The organism is Blastococcus sp. CCUG 61487 (assembly GCF_005222955.1).
GTDB lineage: Bacteria > Actinomycetota > Actinomycetes > Mycobacteriales > Geodermatophilaceae > Blastococcus.
The window spans coordinates 22,389-45,028 of record NZ_LWUA01000235.1 but is presented as its reverse complement, the minus strand read 5'-3'; the positions used below and the strand labels follow the sequence as shown (position 1 = coordinate 45,028).

The following is a 22,640-nucleotide window of genomic DNA, read 5'->3' as shown; positions in this document are numbered from 1 at the left end:
GGCGCAGGTGCGGGTGTCGAGCACGAAATCGTGGGGCAAGGTGTGCCCATGGCTCGTGAGATCCCCGAGGTTGTCCGCGCTGCTGCCGGCCTGGCGGCGACCGTCGTCGACGAAGCACGCAAGCTCCCCGAGACCCTCCCCGGCCTGCCGGTCCGGGTCATCGGCATGGCGATGCAGCACGCGATGAAGGTGCAGCAGCAGTACGCCGGCCTCGTCGCCCGCGGCGACGAGCTGTTCACCGGGATCCGTGGCGAGGCGGAGCCGGGCCTGGCCACCTTCGACGACGACGACGGCGACGCCGCTCCGGCCACGGGCTACCGCGAGTCGGCGTTCGACCGCGCCGACGTGGTCCCCGACGAGGTCCCCGACCGCGTCGGCGCGCAGGACCTGAACGACACCGCGGCAGCCGAGGCGCCGGCCAACGAGGAGATCCTCGAGGAGCTGGCCATCGACGAGGCGATCGAGAACGCGCCCACCCTCGAGGAGACCGCCCCCGCGGCCACCGAGGACGGCGACGCGGTGGGCAGCGCGCTCGCAGAGTCCGGCGACACCCTCGAGCTGCCCGTCGCCGGCGCCGCCGACGCCGAGGCTGCGGCGGTGCCCAGCACCGTCGACGTCCTCACGCCCGAGGGCGACGACGTGGAGACGGCGGAGGCCACCGTCACCGACGAGGGGGTCGCCACCCCGGTCTCCGGTGACGTGACCGAGGCCGCAGACGCCGCCGGCCCCGGGATCGACGTCGCCCGGGGTGACGTGCCGGTCGCCGCCGCGGCCGGGGTGCCGGCCGACGCCGACGGGGACACCGCGATCGCCGCCGGCGCGTCCGTGGAGGGCGACCCGGCCGGCGCGGACGCCGCCGAGGAGACGCCCGCCCAGCCTCCCGTCGACGGCTACGACGCCTTCACCATCGCCCAGCTCCGCGGCCGGCTCCGCGGCTACACGCTGGGCACCGTCACCGACCTGCTCGCCTACGAGGAGGCCACCCGCGCACGCGAGCCGTACCTGCGGATGCTGCGCAACCGGATGGAGAAGCTCGAGGAGAAGGCGATCGAGTCCAGCCCGCTGGCCCCCCGCGGCACCTGAGGAAGCACCCCGGGACGGGGCCGGCCGGAGTGTCACCGGCATCCGGCAGGCTGTGGGCATGACCGCGCCGTCCTCCCCCGAGGCTCCGTGGCCGGTGCGCACGGTCGCCCGGAAGATCGCGGACTGGATCGGCCGGCTCGGCGAGGTGTGGGTGGAGGGGCAGGTCGCCCAGCTGTCGCGGCGCGGCGGCGCGGCCACGGTCTTCCTGACGCTGCGCGACCCGGCCGCCGACCTGTCGGTGCCTGTCACCTGCCACCGCGACGTCGCCGACCGGCCGGGCCTCGAGCTCGCCGAGGGTGCGCGCGTGATCGTCCGCGCCCGCCCCGACTACTACGTGGCGCGCGGCTCGTTCTCGCTGCGGGCCACCGAGATCCGCGCTGTCGGCCTCGGTGAGCTGCTCGCCCGGATCGAGCGGATCCGGCAGCTCCTGGCCGCAGAGGGGCTCTTCGACGCCGCCCGCAAGCGCCCGCTGCCGTTCGCACCGGCCGTCGTCGGCGTCATCACCGGCCGGGACAGCGCCGCTGAGCGCGATGTCCTGGTCACCGCCCGGCGCCGGTGGCCGGCGGTCCGCTTCGAGATGTACAACTGCGCCGTCCAGGGCCCGCAGGCCGCGCAGAACGTCATCGACGGGCTGCGGCGACTCGACGCCGACCCCGCGGTCGAGGTCATCGTCATCGCCCGGGGCGGCGGCTCGGTCGAGGACCTGCTGCCGTTCTCCGACGAGGGGCTGGTGCGGGCGGTCGCCGCCTGCCGCACCCCGGTGGTCACCGCCGTCGGGCACGAGACCGACACGACCCTGGTCGACCACGTCGCCGACGTCCGCGCCGCCACCCCGACCGACGCCGCGCACCGGATCGTCCCGGAGATCGGCGAGCAGCGCCGGCTGGTCGACACCCTGCGGGCCCGCGCGCGACACCTGGTGATCAGCCGCGTGGAGCAGCAGGAGCGCTGGCTGGAGTCGGTCCGCACCCGGCCGGTCCTGGCCTCGCCCGACCGGCTGCTGCACGGCCGCGCCGACGACGTCGCCCAGCTGCGCACGCGGGCCCGGCGCACGGTCGTGCACCGGGTCGAGGGGGCCGAACGGGACCTCGAGCACGCGCGGGCCCGCGTCGCGGCGCTCTCCCCGGCGGCGACGCTCGAGCGCGGGTACGCGGTGGTGCAGCGGGCCGACGGTGCGCTGGTCCGCGACCCCGCCGAGGTGGCGCTCGACGAGCGGCTGGCCGTCCGGGTGGCCGGGGGCCGGCTGCACGTCCGGGTCGACAGGGAGGATGGGCAACCGTGAGCGGACAGGAACGGGAGCAGCGCAGCGAGGAGCAGTCCGGCGAGCCGACGACCACCTACGAGCAGGCCCGCGAGGAGCTCGCCGACGTCGTCCGGCGGCTGGAGGCAGGTGGGCTGACCCTGGAGGAGTCGCTGGCGCTGTGGGAGCGCGGGGAGCAGCTCGCCGCGCTCTGCCAGCACTGGCTGGACCGGGCGCGGGAACGCCTGGCCGCCGCCGCTCCCGACGACGAGGACTGAACGGCTCAGGCCGGGCGTCGCCCGATGGCCGACCCCGACGCAACGCCCGGTCCGATGACCAGACCGGCCGCGGTGAGCGCCCCGAGCACGCGCCCGGCCCGGCGCCGCAGGTCGGACAGATCCGGCACGCCGCCCGGCTCGGCGAGGCAGCGAGCGACCAGGTCGAGCACCGAGCCGTTCACCTCGCCCCGGGGCCTCGCCGGAACCCGCGTGACCATTCCGCAGGGGCAGCTGCCGCCCGCCTCCGGTGCCCGGTGCTCACCGTGCGCGCAGACCTCGTCCTCGAGCATGTCGGCTCCTCGTCCGGCCGGCAGCCGCGGTGGTGCCGGGCGGGAGGTCAGCATGGCCCGCCGACCACCGCACCGGGGCCGCGACGGCCCCGCCGTCCCAGGGTTGGCCGACATCCGACACCGAATCGCAACACGCGCCGGTCAGCGGACGGCGGCGGCCACCGTGCGCAGCTCGTCGTCCGACGCCGAGCCGCTGACCACGACGACGACGCCGTCGGCCTCCCGGCTGAACGCGGTCTCCCCTCGATCCGTGGTCGACCTGGTCCAGGTTTGCCCGCCGATCTCGACGGCGCCCTCCTCCGTCGCGTCCTCGAGCACGGCCCGCAGCGGATCGGCGCGGGGGTCGTCGCTGACCGCGAATCCGGCGAACTCCTGCGACGGCGTGACGAACCCGATCTCCAGGGTGACCGGGTCACCGTCCTCGGCGAACCCGGCGTCAGTCCGGGCACTGGTCGGCCGGTAGTCCTCCGGCAGCCCGGACGGGGCAGGCACGGCGTAGCCGGCGCGCTGCTCGGCCAGCCGCACCGTCGTCGAGGGGTCGATCTCGCGCACCGGGTCGCCCTCGTCGGTGCGGAACGCCTGCCAGGCGACGAGCAGCAGGCAGATGACCAGCAACGGCAGCAGCGAACGGATCATGTTCGCCGCGCTGAGCCGGTTCGCGCGCTCCACCGCGGAGGGCGCCGGTGGGGCCTCGACGCCGGTGTCGGTCGTCTCCTGGGTGCGCTGGGGGCGCTGGCTCGTCGAGCCCGTTCCGGTCATGCCCCTAGGATCGCAGCAACGCTTCCCCGCCTCGCCGCCCATGGCCCCGCGCCGGGCCCCACCCTTCCCCAGGAGGTCCCGTGTCGCTGCCCGTCCCCGACGGACCCGTCGCCCCCAGCGGAGGGCGGGCCTTCTCGACGGACCGTCCCGCCCCCGACCGCAACCTCGCCCTGGAGCTGGTGCGCGTCACCGAGGCCGCGGCCATGGCGGCGGGCCGCTGGGTCGGCCGCGGCGACAAGAACGGCGGGGACGGCGCCGCCGTCGACGCGATGCGGGCGCTCATCGGCACGGTGAGCATGAACGGCGTCGTCGTCATCGGGGAGGGCGAGAAGGACGAGGCCCCGATGCTCTACAACGGCGAGCAGGTGGGTGACGGCAACGGCCCCGAGTGCGACGTCGCCGTCGACCCGATCGACGGCACCACGCTGATGGCCAAGGGCATGCCGAACGCCATCGCGGTCATGGCCGTGGCCGACCGCGGCGCGATGTACGACCCGTCCGCCGTCTTCTACATGGAGAAGCTCGCCACCGGGCCCGCGGCCGCCGACGTCGTCGACATCACCGTGCCGGTCGCGGAGAACATCCGCCGCGTGGCCAAGGCGAAGAAGAGCGCGGTGGGCGATGTCACCGTCTGCATCCTCGACCGGCCCCGCCACGAGCAGCTGGTGCGGGAGGTGCGCGAGGCCGGCGCCCGCATCAAGTTCATCACCGACGGCGACGTCGCCAGCGCCATCGCCGCCGCCCGCGAGGGCACCGGCGTCGACCTCATCCTCGGCATCGGCGGCACGCCGGAGGGGATCATCGCCGCCTGCGCGCTCAAGTGCATGGGCGGCAGCTTCCAGGGCCGGCTGTGGCCCAAGGACGACGACGAGCGGCAGCGCGCGCTCGATGCGGGGCACGACCTGGACCGCGTCCTGCACATCGACGACCTCGTGCGCGGCGACGTCTTCTTCGTCGCGACCGGCATCACCGACGGCGAACTGCTGCGCGGCGTCCGCTACTCCTCCGGCGGGTGCACCACGCAGTCGCTGGTGATGCGGTCGAAGTCGGGGACGATCCGCTCCATCGAGAGCCTGCACTCCCTGGAGAAGCTCCGCGCCTACTCCGCGGTCCCGTTCGACTCCTGACGCCGGGCCAGGCGGTCCATGACCTGGCGCCAGCGACTGGCCGACTCACCCGGGGCGAGGCTGCGCAGCTTCAGGTCGCCGAACACCGTGCGCGCCTGGACGACGATCCGCGGGGTGCCGGCCACCCGGGGCACCGCGGCCAGGTCGACCTTCCGGTCGCCGAAGACGGTCCAGCCGTGGATCTGCGCGTCCACGCCCTCGGCGACGATCACGTCGACGTCCCCGAAGATCGTGCCGAGGTTCAGCTCCAGCCGCTCGACGTCGGTCCGCAGCCCGCGCAGGTCCATCTGCACGTCGCCGAACACGGTGGTCGCCCGCAGCGGCACGGACGGCCCGGACAGCTTGATGTCGCCGAAGACGCTGTTCTGGACCTCCGGTGCCCGGCTGCCGACGATCTCCACCGGCGCCTCCGTCGGCAGGTCGGCCACCAGCGCGGCGAGCTCCGCGGTGGTCACCGCCGCGTAGGCCGCGCCGGCCCGCTGCCCGAACTCGTCGATGTCGAGGCGGCCCTCGGCCATCGCCTGCTGCAGCCGGGCGACCAGCGCCTCGCGCTCGGCGTCGGAGGCGCGCACCACCGGGGTCAGGTCGTCGTCGGCCATGGTCTCAGTCCTCTCCCGGGAACGCGTCGGTGCAGAACACCGCGCGGGCGTCGGCGTTCGGCTGGCGGCCGGCGCAGGTGCCGCCGTAGAGCTGGTAGGCCGACCACCGCGGCGCATACCTGAACAGGTCGTCGCAGGCCTGCATGGCGCCGTCGTGGCACTCCTCCGCCAGGTCGTCGAGGTCGGCGTCCTCGCCGAGGTTGACCGGCTCCGAGGCCGCCTCGGGGATGCCGGCGCCGTCGTCGCCGCGGACGCCGACGAACAGCGCCACGGCCAGCACGACCGCGAGCAGCGCGGCACCGGCCACGATCCCGATGACCAGCTTCCGGCTCGACGACCGCGGCGCGCTCCCGCCCGCACCGCCCCACGGCGGCGGGGCGTACTGGCCCGGCGGCAGGTAGCCCGGCGACCCGTACTGAGCCGTCGGGTAGCCGGGCGCCGCGTACTGGCCGGGCGGCGGATGACCGGGCGGCACGTCCGGCCCCGCACCTCCGTAGGGGTACTGCTGGCCGTACTGGCGCGGGGCGTACTGGGCCTGGCCGTACTGGGGCTGGCCGTACTGGGGAGCCTGCTGGCCGTACTCGGGGCCCGGCGGGTCCCCACCGGCGTCGGAACCGCCCGGCGGCGGGTACGGCGGCTGCGACATCGGGCGCTCCTCGGTGCGTGGATCCGTCGGAGCGGATGCTAGGCCAGCCGCCCGTCGCGTCAGTCCAGCTCGGTGCAGGCGTAGACCGACAGGGGCTTCACCCGGCCGCCGCAGGTCGTGGCGTACTCCTCGTAGTCCGACATCGGCGGCGACTCGTACATGAGGTCGTCGCAGGCCTGGAGGTCGCCCTCGAAGCACTGCTGGGCGTAGCCGTCCAGGACCGGGTCGGGTCCGAGGGACTCCGGCGGCACGGGCGGGAACTGCTCGACGTCCTCGCCCGGCATCCCGGGCGCGCCGAACAGCCCTCCGAAGGCGCCGAAGTCCTCCATCGTCTGCTCCAGCGCCTGCTCGTTCCCGTCGACGACGCCCTGCCGGACGGCGGTCTCGATCTCCTCGGCGATGTCCGAGCCGAGTTGCGCACCATCGATGACCACGTTCGCGACCAGGAACGCCGCGCCGACCGCACCCAGCAGGGTGCCGAGCAGCGCCGCCAGCCCCACGAGCAGCAGGGCGGTCCGCGAGGTCGGCGCGGCGGCCGGCCGCTCGGGCGGGGCGGGCTGCGGGGCTGCTACGGGCTGCCACGTCGGGGTCCGCACCTCCCAGCCGGGCGCGGGCGCGGCCGGCGGTCCCCACGGGGTGCCGGGGCCGTCGGTGGGCGGGTGCGGCGGCTGGGACACGGTGGCTCTCCTCGCGGACAGGAGGCGGCCCGCGGCGGCCTCACCGCTCCCCTTCTCGGCGGCCCGCGTCCGGATCGGCACCGGGACCGGGACCGGGACCGCGCCGGCCGGCATCTAGGGTCGCGGGCGGAACACCGACCCCATCCACACACCCGGGAGACAGCGTGGCGACCCAGCAGGACGGCACGGACTACCGCATCGAGCACGACTCCATGGGGGAGGTCCGCGTGCCCGCCTGGGCCAAGTGGCGCGCCCAGACCCAGCGGGCAGTGGAGAACTTCCCGATCTCCGGCACTCCCATCGAGCGCGAGCTCATCGGCGCGCTGGCCGCCATCAAGGGCGCGGCCGCCGCCGTCAACGCCGACCTCGGCGTGCTGGACGCCTCGATCGCCGGCGCGATCACCGAGGCCGCGGCCTCGGTGGCCCGCGGCGAGTGGGACGAGCACTTCCCCATCGACGTCTTCCAGACCGGGTCGGGGACCTCGAGCAACATGAACACCAACGAGGTCATCGCCAGCCTGGCCACCGAGGCGCTGGGCAGCCCGGTCCACCCGAACGACCACGTGAACGCCTCGCAGTCGTCCAACGACGTCTTCCCCTCGGCGATCCACGTCGCCGCCACCACCGCGATCGTGCGGGACCTGATCCCGGCGCTGCGGCACCTGGAGCTCTCCCTGTCGCGCAAGGCCGACGAGTTCGCGACGGTGGTGAAGAGCGGCCGCACGCACCTCATGGACGCCACCCCCGTGACGCTGGGCCAGGAGTTCGGCGGCTACGCCGCGGCGGTCCGCTACGGCGTGGAGCGGCTGGAGGCCTCCCTCCCCCGCATCGCCGAGCTGCCGCTGGGCGGCACCGCCGTGGGCACCGGCATCAACACCCCGCCCGGGTTCGCCGCCGCGATCATCGAGCGGCTCGCCGGCGAGCTCGACCTGCCGCTCACCGAGGCCCGCGACCACTTCGAGGCGCAGAGCTCGCGCGACGGGCTGGTGGAGGCCTCCGGCCAGCTCAAGACGATCGCCGTCGGCCTCATCAAGATCGCGAACGACCTGCGGTGGATGGGCTCCGGCCCCCGCACCGGTCTGGGCGAGATCCAGCTCCCCGACCTCCAGCCCGGCAGCTCGATCATGCCCGGCAAGGTGAACCCGGTGATCCCCGAGGCGGTCATCCAGGTGGGCGCGCAGGTCATCGGCAACGACGCGGCCGTCACCTACGCCGGCACCACCGGCGTCTTCGAGCTCAACGTGACGCTGCCGCTCATGGCACGCAACGTGCTGGAGTCGATCCGGCTCCTGGCCAACTCCAGCCGGCTGCTGGCCGACAGGTGCGTGGACGGCATCGTCGCCAACGTCGAGCAGTGCCGCGAGTACGCGGAGTCCTCGCCGTCGATCGTGACCCCGCTGAACAAGTACATCGGGTACGAGGAGGCCGCGGTCGTGGCTAAGCAGTCGCTCAAGGAGCAGAAGACGATCCGCCAGGTCGTGCTCGAGCGCAGCTACGTCGAGCAGGGCAAGCTCACCGAGCAGCAGCTCGACGAGGCCCTCGACGTCCTCTCCATGACCCGTCCCTGACGCCGCTCCGTCCTCCCCGCCCGGGCGGGGAGGACGGAGCGCTCAGGCGCGCCGGATCTTCTTGTGCCGGGAGCTGTGCAGCGAGCCCTCGGCGAGCTGCACCTTGACGGGCACCTTGTAGTTGGCCAGCTGGGCGGCGCAGGCCTGCCGTACCCGCTTCTTGACCGACTCCACGGGCTCGGGCTCGTCCAGCACGACCGTCGCCACGACGATCTGGCCGAGCAGGGCGTGCTTCTCCCCGCGGACGGCGACGTCGTGCACGTTCTCCACGCCCAGGACGACGTCCTCGACCTCGGTCGGGTAGACCTTCTGGCCGCCGACGTTGATCAGGTCGGTGACCCGTCCGAGGATGCGGAACCACTCTCCGTCGACCTCGACCTCGTCGTGGGTGTTGAACCAGCCGTCCTCGTCGAACTCCGAGGGCGCGTTCAGGTAGCCGACCATCGCGTAGTCCGACTTGATCCAGAGGATCCCGTCCACGACGCGGGTCTGGAAGCCCTCGCCCCCGATCCGCATCCACAGCGATCCGTCAGGACGCGACTCCGACCGCAGGACACCGACCTCGGACAGCCCGTAGGTCTGCTGCAGCAGGACCCCGGGGAAGGCTTCCCGGACCCGGTCCAGCGTGGCCTGCGGCATGACCTCGGTGCCGTAGGTGATGCGGGTCAGGGAGGAGAGGTCGTACTCCTTGTGCGCGTTCGACGCCATGAGCAGCGTCAGGAACGACGGAGTCGCGGGGAGCAGCTGCACCCGGTGGCGTTCGATGGCCGCGCAGATGGAGGCGACCGAGCGGTCGGCCACCGTGACGACGGTGCCGAGGCTGGAGGTGATGGCCAGCAGGGTGTTGATCCCGCCGAAGTGGTCCATCATCAGGAACGGGATGGCCACCGCCGCGGACCGCTGCTTGCGGAACTTCTCCGCGACGCGGTCGAGGTCGTGCAGCATCCCCTTCGGCGTCCCGGTGGACCCCGACGAGAACAGCACGAGGCCCGGGGCGGTCCCCTTCCGGAACTCCGCCATGAGGGCGTTCTCCGTGGTCAGCCCGCGGTGCTCGATGGAGGCCAGCTGGCCGGCGGCGTCGAGCCGCACGTACCAGTCGCACCCGGAGACCCCGAGGGCGACGTCCTCCTCGACCACCGAGGCCGGGGTCAGCGGGATGATCACGGCCCGCCGCCGCGCGAGCGCCAGCACCAGGCAGAACGCCTCCGGCGAGTAGTCGCCGACCAGCGCCACGATGTCCCGCGCCGCGACGCCCGCGGCCTCCAGGCGCGCCTCGAAGTCGGCGACGGTGCTGACGACCTCGCCGTAGGTCACCGACCGCCCCTCGTGCACGAAGGCGACGCGGTCCGGTTCGGTCCGGAACCGGTCGATCAGCCACTCCACGACGCGGTCAGGCCTTCGCCTCGAGGCGGTCCTTCAGCACCAGGCGGATCAGCGGGTAGGAGGTGATGCCGCCGGCGTCCTCGTCGGGGATCTGGACGCCGAACTCGCTCTCCAGCGCGAGCACCAGGGTCAGGTGCCGCAGCGAGTCCCAGCTCTCCACCGTGTCCATGCTCGTGTCCGGGCCGATGCTCTCGGCCGGCACCTCGAGCACGGTGCCCATGAGCTCTTGCAGGGCGCGTTCATCCAACATGCGTCAACTCGATCCAGGTGGGGGGTGGGGTGTCGAACTCGGCCGTGCCGATGGCATACGACCGGGAGCCCTCGGTCTCGGCGGTGAGCCGCAGACCGAGACGATTGTAGAAGTCGGCGACCTGAGCGTTCTTCGCCGTCGGGAGGTACTCGGCCACCAGTTCGGTGCAGCCGCGGGCCTGCGCGTCGGCCACGATCGTCGACCAGATCGAGGTCTCGACGCCCCGGCCGAGCACGCGACAACTCAGGAAGAAGTTGTCCACGTGCGCCCGCTCGCCCTCGTAGCGGACCACGACGGCGCCGGTCAGCCCGGCGGAGCCGAACGTGTCGCCGACCACCAGCGAGTACACCCGGTGGTCGGGGTCGGCCATGTACCGCTCGACGTCCGCCACGCTCATCCGCCGGGTGGTCAGGTTGAACTGGTTGGACTTCTGCGACAGCTCGCTGACCCGCGGCGCGTCGGCCGGGACGTCGCGACCGAGCTGCACGGTGAGCTGCAGGGACGCCAGGTAGGACTCGTGGTCCACCGACCGCGCCCGCAGTTCCTCGGCGGCCGCCCGCTGCCGGTACTGCTCGGTCTTGTCCTTGCTCTCCGCGGTCACGCCGCCGGCCAGGAACAGCTCCTTGACGTGCTCGATCACGCGCGGGTACTCGGACGGCTGGGCGGGGACCTGCACCGTCGTCACCATCGGCAGCTGCTGCCGCACCGCCTCGCACTCGAAGCTCGAGTCGTCCAGGAAGACGATGCTGTCCAGGCCGACGTTCAGCTCGGCGGCCAGCGCCCGCAGGTTGGACGGCTTGTCCTCCCAGTTCACCTTCTTGACGACGAAGTCGTCGTCACGGAGCACCATCGAGGGGTGCTCCCGGAGGACCTCCGCGACGTCGTCCGGGTTGTTCTTGGTGCACAGGCACAGCAGCACGCCCTGGTGCCGCAGCGCGGCCAGCTCGTGCTGGACCCGCCAGAAGACGTCTCCCGGCGTCTCGTGCGGGTCGAGCTTGATCCCGCTGACCAGGTCCTCCCCGACCACGCCGCCCCAGAGGGTGTTGTCGCAGTCCAGGGCCAGCACCTTGAGGAAGTGCGCGCCGAAACCGCGCGCGGCGGCGGCGATCCGACGGGCGAACTCGTCGAGGAAGGCGGCGGTGTACGGCGCGGTGCCGCGGAAGTAGAAGCGCAGGTCGAACGCGGCGGGCCGGCCGACCTCGCTCAGCACGTCGGCGGTGTCGACGAGCCGGACGTTGGAGAACGCCGCCGCCTCCTCGCGCAGCGCCCGGTCGAACCTCTCCAGCACGGTCGCCACGACGTCCTGCCCGCCGACGTCGGCCGGGCGGCCCAGCCGGTGGAAGGTGCCCAGGAAGACGGTGGCCATGTCGCGCGCCTGCTCCAGCGCCACCCGGTACCGGGAGCGCAGCTGCTCCTCCAGCGCGTCCACCACGTCGGCGGACAGTCCGGGGAGCTGGGCCTCGAACGAGGGCAGCAGGGTGTCGAAGAACGGCAGCAGGACGATGTGCTCCACGCCGGCCTGCCGGAACAGCTCGACATCGCCGATCGGGTCGTCGAAGTTGCCCGCGACGATCTCGATCCGCGTGCCCGCGAGCACCCCGTGGCGGCGCAGGTAGGTACCCAGCAGATCGACGGTCACCGAGGAGGAGATCCCGATCCGGGCCGTGCGCTCCAGCGGTTCGCGCTCGAGCGTGCTCAGCGCCTTCATGACCTGGGTCATGCTGCTGCCAGGAGCGGCGAGGACCTCGCGCGCCGCTGCGCGGGGGTCGTCGACCAGCACGTCGACGCTCATCGCATGACCATCCCTCCGTTGACGGCGACGGTGTCGCCGGTGATGAAGCCCGCGTCGTCGGAGACGAGGTAGGCGACGGCCGCGGCGACGTCCTCCGGCCGGGACAGCCGCCGCAGCGGGGTCTGCCGCGCGGCCATCAGCTGGGCCTTCTCCGGAATGTCACCGATGAGCGCCGTCTCGGTCATCCCCGGGGACACCGCGTTGACGGTGATGCCCTTGGGGCCGAGCTCGGCGGCCATGTAGCGGGTGAACACGGCGAGCGCTCCCTTCGCCATCGCGTAGCCGGTCCAGTTCAGCGTCGGCGGGCCGTCGACGGCCTGCGACGTGATGTTCACGATCCGGCCCCAGCGGCGCTCGGCCATCCCGGGCGCCACGGCGCGGGTCATCGCGTACGCGGACCGCACCTGGACGTCGAGCTGCGCCTGCACGTCCGCCCACTCGAGCGCCGCCAGCGGCTTGGGGTTGATCCGCGGCGACGCGTTGTTGACCAACACGCTGACCGCGCCGAACTCCCCGATCGCGGCGCGGTAGAGGGCCTGGGCCCCCTCCTCCGTGCCGACGTCGGCCTTCACGGCCAGCGCCCGGACCTCGCCGATCGCGTTGATCTCACCGACCAGGTCGGTGGCCCGGTCGGCCCGGGAGTTGTAGTTGACGACGACGTGGAAGCCCGCCTGGGCGAGCCGGCGGCTGATGGCCCGGCCGATCCCACCCGCACCACCGGTCACGACGGCGACCTTCGGGCGCTCCTCCGGCTCGGCCGCCGCGACCGGCGCGGCCGTGGTCAGCACCTTGACCCGGCCCCGCCCGGCCAGCACGACCTGCTGGTTCTGGTTGACGATGCGGGTGTCGAGGTCGAGCAGGCGCTCCCGCTCGTGCTTGTCGACGACGGTCGCGCTCACCGTGAGCTCGTCGCCGAGCCGGACCGGCAGCACGAACTCCATGTTCTGGGAGATCCAGAGCGCGCCCGTGCCGGGGAGCTTGGTGCCGATCACGGTGGAGATGAACGACGCGCCGAGCATGCCGTGGACGACGATGTCCTTGAAGGCGGTCGTCTCGGCGAAGTCCCTGTCGACGTGCAAGGGGTTGTCGTCGCCGGTCATGTCGACGAACCGGCGGACGTCGGCCTCGGTGATGGTCCGGACCAGCGACCGGGTGTCCCCGACGTTGATCGACTCGAAGTCGGTGAACATCGTCAGACCACCGCCGGGACCGGGAGCTGCCAGCGCCACACCGAGGCGCCGAAGTTGAAGCCGGCGCCGACCGCGGCGAGCACCACGGTGTCGCCGTTCTTGAGCAGCCCCTTCTCGACCGCCTCGCTCATCGCGATCGCCAGGGACGCCGAACCGGTGTTCCCGACGCGGGCGACGTTGGTGTAGGTCTTCGACAGGTCGAAGCGCATCTTCTGCACGATGTACTCGATGAGCCGCAGGTTCGCCTGGTGGAAGAGCAGGAAGTCGACCGACTCGAGCTCGACGCCGCTCTTCTCGCACGCCCGGCGGACCACCTTCGGCAGGTGGGTGATCGCCTGCTTCCACGTGGCGATGCCGTTCATCTCCATGAGGTCGACGGCGGGGTCGAAGGCCCGGCCCTGCAGCGGGAAGCTCGAGCCGCCGCCGCGCATCCGGACGGCCTCGAAGTTCGAGCTGTCGGTGTGGAAGGCCGAGGCCATGATCCCGTCGTCGGGGTCGGCCGCCCGGCTGAGCACCGCGGCACCGGCACCGTCGGACAGGTAGATGGCCGTGTTGACGTCGGTCCGGTCGATGTAGCGCGACAGGAACTCCACGCCGATGACGACGGCGTTCCGCACGGTCGGGTCGACCCGCATCCGGTCCGAGGCCAGCGTCAGGCCGGTGACGAAGCCCGTGCAGTTGGCCTGGACGTCGAAGATCTGGGCGTTCGGTGCGACGAGGTCGCGCTGCACCTTCGCCGAGACCGGCGGGTAGATGTAGTCGCCGGAGAAGGTGCACACGATGATCAGGTCCACCTCGTCGGCGGGCACGCCGGCCATGGCCAGCGCGCGTTGCGCGGCGACGGTGGCGAAGCCCGACGCGGTGTCGTCCGGCCCGGCGATGTACCGCTGCTCGATACCGGTCTTCTCGACGATCCACTCCGGGGTCACGTCCAGGTTGCGGCACAGCGTCTCGTTGTCCTCGACCTGCTCCGGGAGGACGTGCCCGACCCCGGAGATGGTGATGGCCGCGGGGCGTGCGCCGCTCACGAGGCCACCAGGCCGAGGAAGGCGCCGAGCTGGCGGTTCTCGGTGCGCACGGTCGCGCCGTCGCCCGACTCCCCGTGCCCGGGGTAGACGCCGCGATCGGCGGTCAGCTCGGGCCAGAGGCGGAGCAGGCTGGCACGCAGCGTCTCCTCGTCCGAGCCGGGCAGCTGGGACAGCCCCAGGCCGTGCCGGTACAGGCTGTCCCCGGTGAACCAGGCGTTGCCGAACTCCAGCACGCACGACCCCGGCGTGTGCCCGGGCGCCGCGCGGAAGCGCAGCGGCTCGCCCGCGACGTCGACGGTCGCGTCGTCGCCGACGTAGGTGACGTCGGCGAGGGTGACCTTCTCCGGGATCCGCAGCGCCATCAGCAGGAAGTTGGAGCTCTTCATCGTCCGGGCGTCGGCCTCGTGGAGGAAGACCTCGCAGCCGTACCGGGTCTGGAACCACGACGCGCCGGCGGTGTGGTCGAAGTGGCCGTGGGTGCAGAACACCTGGTGGGGGCGCAGACCGTGCGCGCCGAGCGCCGCGTCGATGGCCGCCCCGTCCAGGCCGGGGTCGACCAGGACGCCGCCGCCCGGCACGTCGGCCTCGCAGAAGTAGGCGTTGGACGGGAAGCTCCCGCTGGTGACCCGCCAGACGGCGCCGCCGCCCCAGTTCCCGACCACGTGGGCCTCGTCACCGGCCACGTCAGTTCACTCCCCCCAAGTAGATCGTCTGAGCGGTGATGTACGAGCTCCGCTCCGACGCGAAGAAATCGAGCACGTTGAAGATGTCGTCGGGCTCGGCGTAGCGCGGCAGCGGGAGGCCCGCGACGACCTCGCCGATCTTGTCCTGCGGCAACTGGGCGAGCATGTCGGTGGCGATCGCGCTGATCGCCAGGGTGTTGACGGTGATGTTCAGGGGCGCGAGCTCCTTGGCCATCACGTTGCCCATCGTGGTGAGCCCGGCCTTCGTCGCCGCGTACAGCGAGTCGCCGATCGGTTCCAGCCCCACGGCCATCGAGCTGATGTTGATGATCCGGCCCCACTTGGACCGGCGCATCAGCTTGGCGGCCTCCCGGGACACCATGAAGGCGCCCAGCAGGTTCGTGTTCACCATCCCGGCGGCGGCGGCCGGGGGCATGATCATCGAGTACTGGGAGGTGAGCACCGCCGCGTTGTTGACCACGATGTGCAGCGCGTCGCCGACCTGCTTCACCTCGGCGAAGGCCCGCTGCACCGCGGCCGGGTCGGCGATGTCGACCTGGACGTGGTGGTACTCCGGGTGCTCGATCGTCGACTCGCCCCGACCGAAGCCCACGACCCGTCCGCCGTGGTCGAGTACGTGCTCGGCGATCAGCCGGCCGACCCCGCGCCGGCTCCCGGTGACCAGTGCCAGCTTCCCCCCGTAGACCGAGTTCGGCGCCGTCACGCCAGTTCGGGGAGGGAGAGGATGTAGGAGGTCAGCGTCTGCACGTCGGTGAACGGCGACACCTCCTGGCTCATCGCGCGGTCGTCGGTGAGGCTGATGCTCCGGCCCGACGCGGTCGAGACCGCCTCCTCGACGTCGACGATGACGGACACCAGCGCGAGCGAGTCCAGCTCCGCGTCGGCGCCGAAGAGCCGCGTGCCGGGGCCGACGTCGAGCTTCTCGTCGGCGTCGCGCTCGTCGTTGAGGGTCTCCAGGGCCTGCAGCACGATGGCCTGCACAGCGGCGTGATCCAGCACGAGTTCGTCCTTCGTCATGTCGTTATCGGTTCCGCGCAGCGGCGATGAGCGCGTTCATTCGGGGCAGTGTCCTGGTCCGGTAGTCCTCGACGAGCAGCCCCATGTAGATGCCGTCCTGGAACTTGCCACCGAGACAGAGGTGGTTGCGCAGCCGGCCTTCCTCGCGCATCCCCATGAACTTCTGCCACTTGATGACCAGGGTGTTCTCGGCGGCGGCGATCCCGCAGAGGCGGACGAGGCCGAGCCGGTCGAACGCGAGGTCGTACAGGAGCTTGGTGGCCTCGACCGCGGCCGGGATGCCCTGGACGGCGGCCTGCTCGCCGATGAGGAAGCGCCCGGGCTCGCCGCGGCGGCTGACCGGGTCGATCGCGTACAGGGACAGCATCCCGACGGGGCGGCCGTCGACCAGCTCGATGATGTAGTTGAACTCGCTGTCCGGGCGGCCCGCGATCCAGGCGGCCTGCTGCTCCACCGTCTGCGCGCCGTCGTTGAGGTACCGCGCGCGGTCGGCCGTGCGCCAGCGCAGGGTGAGCTCGGCGTCGGCGACCTCGAGCGGCCGCAGGTTCACGAACTCCCCCCGGAGGACCCGGTCATCCGTCCGGACCTCGTCCGAGGCGACGGCGGACGGCATCACGTCAGTAGACAATGAAGGCCGCCGCGAGAGGGACCGGCACACCCGGCCGGGACGGCTTGTACGCAGCGCCGACGAAGGACTGCTCCAGCGTGAAGCCGGCCTCCGTCAGGTGGGCCAGCACGTCCTCGGCGGTGCGGTACAGGTAGATGTGGTCGGCGTGGGCGGCGTTGAGGGCGGCCGTGATGAATGCTTTGCCCCCCGGCGCCATCGTCGCGCGCAGGCCGCGCAGGAAGGCGACCGGATCCTCCAGGTGCTCGAGCACCTCGACGCAGACCAGCCACTCCGCCGGCGGGTCGGTGGGGACCTGCGTGACGTCCTGGAGCCGCGCCTCGTAGCGGTCGGCCACGCCCAGCGCGGCGATCTGGGTCTCGGTGAAGCGCTTCGAGGACGGGCTGATGTCGAAGCCGGTCCCGCGGACATGCGGCAGCCGGCGCAGCAGGAGACCCGAGTAGAGGCCGGTGCCGATCCCGACCTCGATGAACGAGGAGGCGCCGGCCACCCGCATCGCCTCGACGAACAGCTCGTCGAAGAAGCGGATCTGCCGGTAGTGGTGCGGCCAGAGGAAGTGCGACAGCAGCAGGCCCGGGAGGTACTCCTCCATCATGTGCTGCTCGTTGAAGTAGACCTCGGCCGCGGCCTCCTCGTAGGTCTTCGACCGGTACTCGAGGTCGCGCTCGAACGCAGCCTGCAGCCGCATCGAGTGCATGGCGAAGCCGGCGTAGCCCTTGACCGCCGCGTCCACGGCCTCCTGCGTCGGGAACAGCGCGTTGAGCAGCTCCTCGAACTCGTCGGCCCAGCGGGCGCCGAAGAGCGCGGCGCAACGGTCGACGATGTCCGCGGCGAACCGGTGCCTGGCCCGCAGCGCTTCCGCCATCCGCGTCAGACCGGGATAGCTGGCCCCGTCGAGCTGGAACGATTTCATCTCCGACGGAAAGGTCGTCTGGGCCATGTCATCCACCATGACACGGGTGGAGCTACGGACCGGTGGCGGGAAGTCCCCGGTGGCGCACGAGTCACATCGTCACCATGGGTCAGGTGCGCCGTCCCTCACAGCACGACGCGCTCCGACGGAGCGAGAGCCGGGACGCGTCGCGGCTAGGTTGGACGGCTGGATCGGCACGGCCGCCACCTGCCGATGGCCGACCGGCCGGCGCGGGAGGTGCTGAGCCTCCCGGTGCACCGAGACGCCCGTGGAGGAGACGCCCGTGACCGAGCCGCTGGTCAGCATCCTGATCCCCACCTACAACGGCGAGCGGCACCTGAAGGCGGCGCTGCGCTCGGCCCGGGAGCAGAGCCACCGCACCCTGGAGATCCTCGTCGGCGACGACGGCTCCACCGACCGCACCCCGGAGATCCTCGCCGCGGCGGCGGCCGAGGACGAGCGCATCCGGGTCATCCGCCACGAGACCAACGTCGGCGCCCACGACAACCTGTCGGGGCTGTTCGAGGCGGCTCGCGGTGAGTTCGTGAAGTACCTGCTGCACGACGACGTCCTCGCCACCGACTGCGTGCGCGAGCTGACGCGGGGCCTGCAGGCGACCCCTGGCGCCGCCCTGGCCTTCTCCCGGCGGTCGCTGATCGACGAGAACGGCCGCCTGCTGGGCGAGCTCGCGGCCGTGCGCGACCGCCAGGGGCCCATCGACGGGTGGGAGCTGGGGAACTCGATCCTGGAGTCCTGCACCAACTCGATCGGTGAGTTCACCACCGTGCTGTTCCGACGGGACGCCGTCGACCTCGCCACCTTGTGGGAACCGGACGGCCGCCGGATCGACGTCGTCACCGACGTCAAGGTGTGGCTGGACCTGCTGGCCCAGGGACCGGCCTTCTACACGCCGCGGGTGCTCAGCCGCTTCCGCCAGCACGCCGGGCAGAACACCCACCAGCCCTGGACCATCGCCCGCGGCGAGCGGGACTGGGTCCGCCTGATCGACCACGGCATCCGGCTGGGCTTCCTGCCGGAGGTCGAGCAGCGGCGCCGGGCGTACTCGGTCCTGCTGCAGCACGCCGCAGCCCGCCTGGTGTCGTTGGGCAGCAGTCCTGACCACGGCCCGTGGCACGAAGCCGTCTTCCTGGCGACCGCGGCTCTGGTCGAGATCGACGCCGGGGTCACCGACGACGCCACCGGCCCGCTCTGGGCGCGGGCGCACGAGCCGCAGCTGCTGGGCCGGTTGACCCAGCAGCTGGAGGTGTGGGCCCGCACCTACCCGGTCGCCCTCGCCGCCCCGGCGGTCGAAGCGGCAGAGATCGAGGCCACGGTGAAGGCCCTGCGCGAGATCGCGGCCGCGGGGGTGGCGGAGAAGCTCCTCCTGGCCGTGCCGTCGTCGGCGGTGGAGAGCGCGGTGCCGCTGGTCGAGCAGGCGCTGGCCGCGGGGACCGACATCGACGTCGAGCTGGTCCCGGCCGACGAGCCCTCGACCCTGCTGGCCCACCCGTGGCTCGCCGTGGTCCCCCGCGGAGGGCGGTGGCACGCCGACCGGGCGGCCGCCGTATGGATCGTCGACGTCGGCCCGCACGCCGGCTGACCGGCCAGGTCAGCGCGGCGGATCGCCGGGCACCGACGATGAGCCCATCGGCGTCCGCGGGGGTAGCGTCAGGCGCGATGAGCGAGACAGACGTAGCCCTGCGCTACCCCGGTGGAGAACTGCCCCTTCCCGTCAAGCGCGCGACGGAGGGCGCCGACGGCCTGGACACCAGCAAGCTGCTGGCCACGACAGGCACGGTGGCGCTGGACATCGGCTTCGTGAACACGGCGGCCTGCACCTCGGCGATCACCTACATCGACGGTGACGCCGGGATCCTGCGCTACCGCGGCTACCCCATCGACCAGCTGGCCGGCCAGGCGAGCTTCCTGGAGGTCAGCTACCTGCTGATCTACGGCCAGCTGCCCACGCCCACCCAGCTGACCGAGTTCGACCAGCGGCTGCGGCGGCACACCCTCCTGCACGAGGACCTCAAGCAGTTCTTCAAGGGCTTCCCGCTCGACGCGCACCCGATGCCGGTGCTGTCGTCGGCGGTGAGCGCGCTGTCGACCTTCTACCAGGACTCGCTGGACCCGTTCGACGACGAGCAGGTCGAGATGTCCACGATGCGGCTGCTGGCCAAGCTGCCGACGATCGCGGCCTACGCCTACAAGAAGTCGGTCGGCCAGCCGCTGCTCTACCCGGACAACTCGCTGGGCCTGGTGGAGAACTTCCTGCGCATGACCTTCGGCTTCCCGGCCGAGCCGTACGACCTGGACCCCGAGCTGGTCAAGGCGCTGGACATGCTGCTGGTCCTGCACGCCGACCACGAGCAGAACTGCTCGACGTCCACGGTCCGGCTGGTGGGTTCCGCGCACGCCAACCTGTTCGCCTCCGTCTCGGCCGGCATCAACGCGCTGTTCGGCCCGCTGCACGGTGGGGCCAACCAGTCGGTGCTGGAGATGCTCGAGGCGATCCAGGCCGACGGCGGCGACATCCCCCGCTTCGTCGAGCGGGTCAAGAAGAAGGAGCCGGGCGTCAAGCTCATGGGCTTCGGCCACCGGGTCTACAAGAACTACGACCCGCGCGCGGCGATCGTGAAGTCCACCGCCGACACGGTGCTGGACAAGCTCGGCGGCAGCAACGAGCTGCTCGACCTCGCCCGCCAGCTCGAGGAGATCGCGCTGAAGGACGACTACTTCGTCGAGCGCAAGCTCTATCCGAACGTCGACTTCTACACCGGCCTGATCTACCGGGCGATGGGCTTCCCGACCCGGATGTTCACCGTGCTGTTCGCCATGGGGCGGCTGCCCGGCTGGATCGCCCAGTGGCGGGAGATGATCGCCGACCCGACCACCAAGATCGGCCGGCCGCGCCAGCTCTACATCGGCGAGACCGAACGGAGCTTCGTCCCGCTCGACCAGCGCTGAGCGGGCGGCCTCGGGGCCTCCCCTGCGGCACCGACCCGGACGCCCGGGGAGCCTCGGGGCGCAGGTCAGGAGGCCGCCCCCTACGGTGAGGGCGCCCGCGTCCGATGTCGCCCTGGAGGAGGTCCGCCCGTGGCCGAACCGCCCGGCGACGACGTCCTCGTCGTCCCGCCCGTCCCGCTCGCGAGCGGCAGCGTCCTCGAGACCGAGGGGGACGGCCGGCCGGTGCGCATCACGGCCGTCGAGGTCGTGGTCTCCACCGAGGACGGCGGCGAACTGCGCATCCCCCTGGTCCACCGGCACGGCGCCTGGTGGGCTCCGTAACCGCTCTCCCCCGGCGCTCATCCTTCCGGGCGCCACCCGACGTTCACCCTCACCCGGAGGGGTGAGAACCCCCCTCGCCTTCCTCAGGCGCCCCTCCAGGCTCGTCGATACGAGGTCCAGAGCCCGACTGCACGCGCAGCCGGGCCGGCCATCGACACGACGACACCGCCGGGGGACACCGCAGTGCCCGCACCACGCACGCCCGTCCGCCGCGCCACGTCCTCGAGTCGCGCTACGTCCTCGAGTGGGCCGTCGGCCCGCCGCCCGGTGGTCAGCGCCCGCGAGGCACAGGCCCTGCGCGAGGCGCTGGCCCTGCGCCAGCTGGCCGCGGCCCGCCCCGACCTCACGCCGGCCCAGCTGGCGGCGGCCCGCACCGCGCTGGCCGCGAAGGCGTCCACCCCCTCGGGCGCCCGCCGCTCGACCGATCCGCGTCCGGCCGCGAAGCGCCCGACGACCAAGCGCCCAGCGGCGAGGCGTCGTCGTCCCACCGCCCAGGGCTCGGCGGACCGCACCGGATCCCGCTGGTCGACCCGGCTGGGCGTGGTCGCGCTGAGCACGCTGCTCTTCCCCGCCGTCGTCACCGTGGTGCTCCCGGGCGCGACCACCCCCTCGGGCGGTCCGCTGGACGTCACCGCTCTCGCGCTGACCGCCCGCAGCTCCCTGCTGGAGGCGGCCGACGGCTACCGGTCGCTCGAGGAGCGGGCCGAGCTCCGTCGCGCCCAGCTCGAGGAGGCGCGCGTCGCCGCGGAGGCCGCCCGCGCCCAGGTCGAGGCCGACCAGAGCGTCGTCGCCGCCGGCGCCGCCGAGCTGTACCGGGCGGCCCCCGCCGTCCGCCATCCGATCCTCGGCCTGGATGCCGGGCACCCCGCCCGCACCAGCGACGTGCTGTTCTCCGCCGCCGTCGGCGAGCGCGACCGTCGCGCGCTCGACGGCGCCGTGGTGCGCGCCGAGCGCACCCGCGCCGCCTACGCCGTCGCGCAGACCCAGGTGACGGTCGCCGAGGAGGCGCTCGCCGCTGCCGAGGCGGAGCTCGCCGTCGCGCTGTCGACGATGCGGGAGGAGGTCGCCGGGCTGACGCCCGAGGTCACCGCGCGGCTGGCCGGACTGGGCAGCGTCCCCGCCGCCGCCGAGCAGCAGGACCGCAACCAGCGGGCCGTGGCCCGCTGGCAGGCCTATCTGACCCAGCTCGCCGACGCGGGCATCGAGTTCCCGCCCGCGTCCGCCCTCGCCGACCCCGGCAACCTGCCGAGCGGCCTGTCCTCCGCCCTCGACTCCGCCGGCGCGCCGATCCCCGGTGTGGCGTGGGCGGTGATCGGCAGCAGCCCCGTGACGGTGCTGCCGTCGGAGACCGTCGCCGCGGTGAGCAACGCGCTGTCCCAGCTGGGCCGCCCGTTCGTCCCCGGCACCGCGGGTCCGGAGACCTACGACTGCGCCGGCTTCACCGCCTCCTCGTGGCTGCTGGCCGGCTACGCCCTGCCGGGCACCCCGCAGGAGCAGTGGGCCACCGGCGCCGCCGTCCCCATGGAGTCCCTGCAGGTCGGTGACCTGGTCTTCTCCCCCGGCGGCCAGGACGTCGGGCTGTACCTGGGCGACGGCGACGTCGTCGGCGCCTCGGCGGGCACCTTCCAGGTGAGCGTCCGCTCGGTCGCCGCCGGCTCGGCGGCCGTGCGGGTCCCCGTGGCCGCACCTGCCGCACCCAACGAGCCGCTCCTCGGGACGAGCCCGACCGGCCCCTGCGGTGCCGAGCTGCCCGCGCCGGGCGTGACGAGCCCGCGCTGGGGCGGCTACGACAACGGCAAGATCCCCACCGACGCCCTGTGCCGCCTCGGAGTGCACCGGCACGCGCTGCGCTGCGACGCCGCCGCCGGCTACCTCGCCATGGATGCCGCCTACCGGGCCGCCTTCGGCACGCCGCTGTGCATCACCGACTCCTACCGGTCGCTGGCCGGCCAGGTGACGGCGTTCCACCTCAAGCCCGCGCTCGCCGCGGTGCCGGGTACGTCCAACCACGGCTGGGCGCTGGCGGTGGACCTGTGCGGCGGGATCAACGTCGCCGGCTCCGCGCAGTGGCGGTGGATGACCGCCAACGCCGGCCGGTTCGGCTTCGTCCAGCCCGCCTGGGCCGCGCCCGGCGGCGAGAAGCCCGAGCCGTGGCACTGGGAGTTCGGCTTCATCTCCTGAGG

The 22,640-nt window shown here is 72.7% G+C and carries 24 protein-coding genes; 9 read left to right on the top strand and 15 right to left on the bottom strand.

The window, feature by feature from the left end; all coding sequences use genetic code 11:
- Positions 1-48: 48 nt before the first annotated feature.
- Genes A6V29_RS13245 through A6V29_RS13235 form a run of 3 tightly spaced genes read left to right on the top strand, consistent with a single transcriptional unit; the run spans position 49 to position 2,601 of the window.
- Positions 49-1,083, top strand: coding sequence for a lipid droplet-associated protein (locus A6V29_RS13245; protein ID WP_137160739.1), 1,035 nt, complete (start codon positions 49-51; stop codon positions 1,081-1,083).
- A 58-nt stretch (positions 1,084-1,141) separates the two neighbouring features.
- The gene (gene xseA, locus A6V29_RS13240) at positions 1,142-2,365 is read left to right on the top strand and encodes an exodeoxyribonuclease VII large subunit (protein WP_137160738.1); all 1,224 of its coding nucleotides are present in this window, start codon (positions 1,142-1,144) and stop codon (positions 2,363-2,365) included.
- Positions 2,362-2,601: an exodeoxyribonuclease VII small subunit gene (locus A6V29_RS13235; protein WP_137160737.1), complete on the top strand. Its 240-nt coding sequence runs from the start codon at positions 2,362-2,364 to the stop codon at positions 2,599-2,601. Before xseA ends, A6V29_RS13235 begins: the two co-directional genes overlap by 4 nt.
- 5 nt (positions 2,602-2,606) lie before the next feature.
- On the opposite strand, the gene A6V29_RS13230 is transcribed toward A6V29_RS13235, so the two are convergent.
- The gene (locus A6V29_RS13230; protein ID WP_137160736.1) at positions 2,607-2,891 is read right to left on the bottom strand and encodes a hypothetical protein; all 285 of its coding nucleotides are present in this window, start codon (positions 2,889-2,891) and stop codon (positions 2,607-2,609) included.
- A 141-nt stretch (positions 2,892-3,032) separates the two neighbouring features.
- Positions 3,033-3,650 (bottom strand): DUF4245 domain-containing protein, encoded by a 618-nt coding sequence (locus A6V29_RS13225; RefSeq protein WP_137160735.1) that lies wholly within the window; start codon positions 3,648-3,650, stop codon positions 3,033-3,035.
- A gap of 80 nt (positions 3,651-3,730) precedes the next feature.
- On the opposite strand from A6V29_RS13225, the gene glpX reads away from it, so the two are divergent.
- Positions 3,731-4,777, top strand: coding sequence for a class II fructose-bisphosphatase (gene glpX / locus A6V29_RS13220; protein WP_137160734.1), 1,047 nt, complete (start codon positions 3,731-3,733; stop codon positions 4,775-4,777).
- On the opposite strand, the gene A6V29_RS13215 is transcribed toward glpX, so the two are convergent.
- The 3 genes from A6V29_RS13215 to A6V29_RS13205 are packed head-to-tail and all read right to left on the bottom strand — an operon-like array spanning position 4,750 to position 6,699.
- A complete protein-coding gene (locus A6V29_RS13215; protein WP_137160733.1) occupies positions 4,750-5,376 on the bottom strand; it encodes a DUF1707 SHOCT-like domain-containing protein in 627 nt (208 codons plus the stop codon). The genes glpX and A6V29_RS13215 overlap by 28 nt on opposite strands.
- Positions 5,377-5,380: 4 nt before the next feature.
- The gene (locus A6V29_RS13210; RefSeq protein ID WP_137160732.1) at positions 5,381-6,022 is read right to left on the bottom strand and encodes a hypothetical protein; all 642 of its coding nucleotides are present in this window, start codon (positions 6,020-6,022) and stop codon (positions 5,381-5,383) included.
- A gap of 59 nt (positions 6,023-6,081) precedes the next feature.
- Positions 6,082-6,699 (bottom strand): hypothetical protein, encoded by a 618-nt coding sequence (locus A6V29_RS13205; protein ID WP_137160731.1) that lies wholly within the window; start codon positions 6,697-6,699, stop codon positions 6,082-6,084.
- Positions 6,700-6,863: 164 nt separating this feature from the next.
- On the opposite strand from A6V29_RS13205, the gene A6V29_RS13200 reads away from it, so the two are divergent.
- Complete coding sequence (locus tag A6V29_RS13200; RefSeq protein ID WP_137160730.1) at positions 6,864-8,267, top strand: class II fumarate hydratase; 1,404 nt, start codon at positions 6,864-6,866, stop codon at positions 8,265-8,267.
- A 42-nt stretch (positions 8,268-8,309) separates the two neighbouring features.
- On the opposite strand, the gene A6V29_RS13195 is transcribed toward A6V29_RS13200, so the two are convergent.
- The 10 genes from A6V29_RS13195 to A6V29_RS13150 are packed head-to-tail and all read right to left on the bottom strand — an operon-like array spanning position 8,310 to position 17,196.
- A complete protein-coding gene (locus tag A6V29_RS13195; protein WP_137160729.1) occupies positions 8,310-9,650 on the bottom strand; it encodes a class I adenylate-forming enzyme family protein in 1,341 nt (446 codons plus the stop codon).
- Positions 9,651-9,657: 7 nt separating this feature from the next.
- Entirely contained in the window at positions 9,658-9,900 is a 243-nt protein-coding gene (locus A6V29_RS13190) for an acyl carrier protein (protein WP_137160728.1), read from the bottom strand.
- The gene (locus tag A6V29_RS13185) at positions 9,890-11,692 is read right to left on the bottom strand and encodes an HAD-IIIC family phosphatase (RefSeq protein WP_137160727.1); all 1,803 of its coding nucleotides are present in this window, start codon (positions 11,690-11,692) and stop codon (positions 9,890-9,892) included. The genes A6V29_RS13190 and A6V29_RS13185 overlap by 11 nt, the downstream gene beginning before the upstream one ends.
- Positions 11,689-12,882: an SDR family oxidoreductase gene (locus A6V29_RS13180; RefSeq protein WP_137160726.1), complete on the bottom strand. Its 1,194-nt coding sequence runs from the start codon at positions 12,880-12,882 to the stop codon at positions 11,689-11,691. The genes A6V29_RS13185 and A6V29_RS13180 overlap by 4 nt, the downstream gene beginning before the upstream one ends.
- A gap of 2 nt (positions 12,883-12,884) precedes the next feature.
- Positions 12,885-13,910: a 3-oxoacyl-ACP synthase III family protein gene (locus A6V29_RS13175; RefSeq protein WP_137160725.1), complete on the bottom strand. Its 1,026-nt coding sequence runs from the start codon at positions 13,908-13,910 to the stop codon at positions 12,885-12,887.
- Positions 13,907-14,593: an MBL fold metallo-hydrolase gene (locus tag A6V29_RS13170; protein WP_137160724.1), complete on the bottom strand. Its 687-nt coding sequence runs from the start codon at positions 14,591-14,593 to the stop codon at positions 13,907-13,909. The genes A6V29_RS13175 and A6V29_RS13170 overlap by 4 nt, the downstream gene beginning before the upstream one ends.
- Position 14,594: 1 nt before the next feature.
- A complete protein-coding gene (locus A6V29_RS13165; RefSeq protein ID WP_137160723.1) occupies positions 14,595-15,317 on the bottom strand; it encodes an SDR family NAD(P)-dependent oxidoreductase in 723 nt (240 codons plus the stop codon).
- Positions 15,314-15,631: a hypothetical protein gene (locus tag A6V29_RS13160; protein ID WP_137160722.1), complete on the bottom strand. Its 318-nt coding sequence runs from the start codon at positions 15,629-15,631 to the stop codon at positions 15,314-15,316. Before A6V29_RS13160 ends, A6V29_RS13165 begins: the two co-directional genes overlap by 4 nt.
- Before the next feature lie 4 nt (positions 15,632-15,635).
- A complete protein-coding gene (locus A6V29_RS13155) occupies positions 15,636-16,244 on the bottom strand; it encodes a GNAT family N-acetyltransferase (protein ID WP_137160721.1) in 609 nt (202 codons plus the stop codon).
- Positions 16,245-16,248: 4 nt separating this feature from the next.
- Positions 16,249-17,196 (bottom strand): SAM-dependent methyltransferase, encoded by a 948-nt coding sequence (locus A6V29_RS13150; RefSeq protein WP_170977859.1) that lies wholly within the window; start codon positions 17,194-17,196, stop codon positions 16,249-16,251.
- Between the two features lie 256 nt (positions 17,197-17,452).
- On the opposite strand from A6V29_RS13150, the gene A6V29_RS13145 reads away from it, so the two are divergent.
- The 4 genes from A6V29_RS13145 (at position 17,453) to A6V29_RS13130 (ending at position 22,638) form a co-directional block, all read left to right on the top strand.
- Positions 17,453-18,769, top strand: coding sequence for a glycosyltransferase (locus A6V29_RS13145; RefSeq protein WP_170977858.1), 1,317 nt, complete (start codon positions 17,453-17,455; stop codon positions 18,767-18,769).
- 77 nt (positions 18,770-18,846) lie between these two features.
- Positions 18,847-20,136 carry a citrate synthase gene (locus tag A6V29_RS13140; protein ID WP_137160718.1) on the top strand — a complete coding sequence of 430 codons (1,290 nt, stop codon included), beginning with the start codon at positions 18,847-18,849 and terminating at the stop codon, positions 20,134-20,136.
- 129 nt (positions 20,137-20,265) lie between these two features.
- Positions 20,266-20,457: a hypothetical protein gene (locus tag A6V29_RS13135; RefSeq protein ID WP_137160717.1), complete on the top strand. Its 192-nt coding sequence runs from the start codon at positions 20,266-20,268 to the stop codon at positions 20,455-20,457.
- Between the two features lie 267 nt (positions 20,458-20,724).
- Complete coding sequence (locus tag A6V29_RS13130) at positions 20,725-22,638, top strand: NlpC/P60 family protein (protein WP_249933210.1); 1,914 nt, start codon at positions 20,725-20,727, stop codon at positions 22,636-22,638.
- The last annotated feature ends 2 nt before the right edge of the window (positions 22,639-22,640 follow it).

Excerpts from the sequence above, each read along its gene's own strand:
- A6V29_RS13245 (WP_137160739.1), top strand. The coding sequence starts at position 49 with ATGGCTCGTGAGATCCCCGAGGTTGTCCGCGCTGCTGCCGGCCTGGCG.
- xseA (WP_137160738.1), top strand. The coding sequence starts at position 1,142 with ATGACCGCGCCGTCCTCCCCCGAGGCTCCGTGGCCGGTGCGCACGGTC.
- A6V29_RS13230 (WP_137160736.1), bottom strand. The coding sequence starts at position 2,891 with ATGCTCGAGGACGAGGTCTGCGCGCACGGTGAGCACCGGGCACCGGAG.
- A6V29_RS13225 (WP_137160735.1), bottom strand. The coding sequence starts at position 3,650 with ATGACCGGAACGGGCTCGACGAGCCAGCGCCCCCAGCGCACCCAGGAG.
- A6V29_RS13215 (WP_137160733.1), bottom strand. The coding sequence starts at position 5,376 with ATGGCCGACGACGACCTGACCCCGGTGGTGCGCGCCTCCGACGCCGAG.
- A6V29_RS13210 (WP_137160732.1), bottom strand. The coding sequence starts at position 6,022 with ATGTCGCAGCCGCCGTACCCGCCGCCGGGCGGTTCCGACGCCGGTGGG.
- A6V29_RS13190 (WP_137160728.1), bottom strand. The coding sequence starts at position 9,900 with ATGTTGGATGAACGCGCCCTGCAAGAGCTCATGGGCACCGTGCTCGAG.
- A6V29_RS13185 (WP_137160727.1), bottom strand. The coding sequence starts at position 11,692 with ATGAGCGTCGACGTGCTGGTCGACGACCCCCGCGCAGCGGCGCGCGAG.
- A6V29_RS13180 (WP_137160726.1), bottom strand. The coding sequence starts at position 12,882 with ATGTTCACCGACTTCGAGTCGATCAACGTCGGGGACACCCGGTCGCTG.
- A6V29_RS13160 (WP_137160722.1), bottom strand. The coding sequence starts at position 15,631 with ATGACGAAGGACGAACTCGTGCTGGATCACGCCGCTGTGCAGGCCATC.
- A6V29_RS13155 (WP_137160721.1), bottom strand. The coding sequence starts at position 16,244 with ATGCCGTCCGCCGTCGCCTCGGACGAGGTCCGGACGGATGACCGGGTC.
- A6V29_RS13150 (WP_170977859.1), bottom strand. The coding sequence starts at position 17,196 with ATGGCCCAGACGACCTTTCCGTCGGAGATGAAATCGTTCCAGCTCGAC.
- A6V29_RS13140 (WP_137160718.1), top strand. The coding sequence starts at position 18,847 with ATGAGCGAGACAGACGTAGCCCTGCGCTACCCCGGTGGAGAACTGCCC.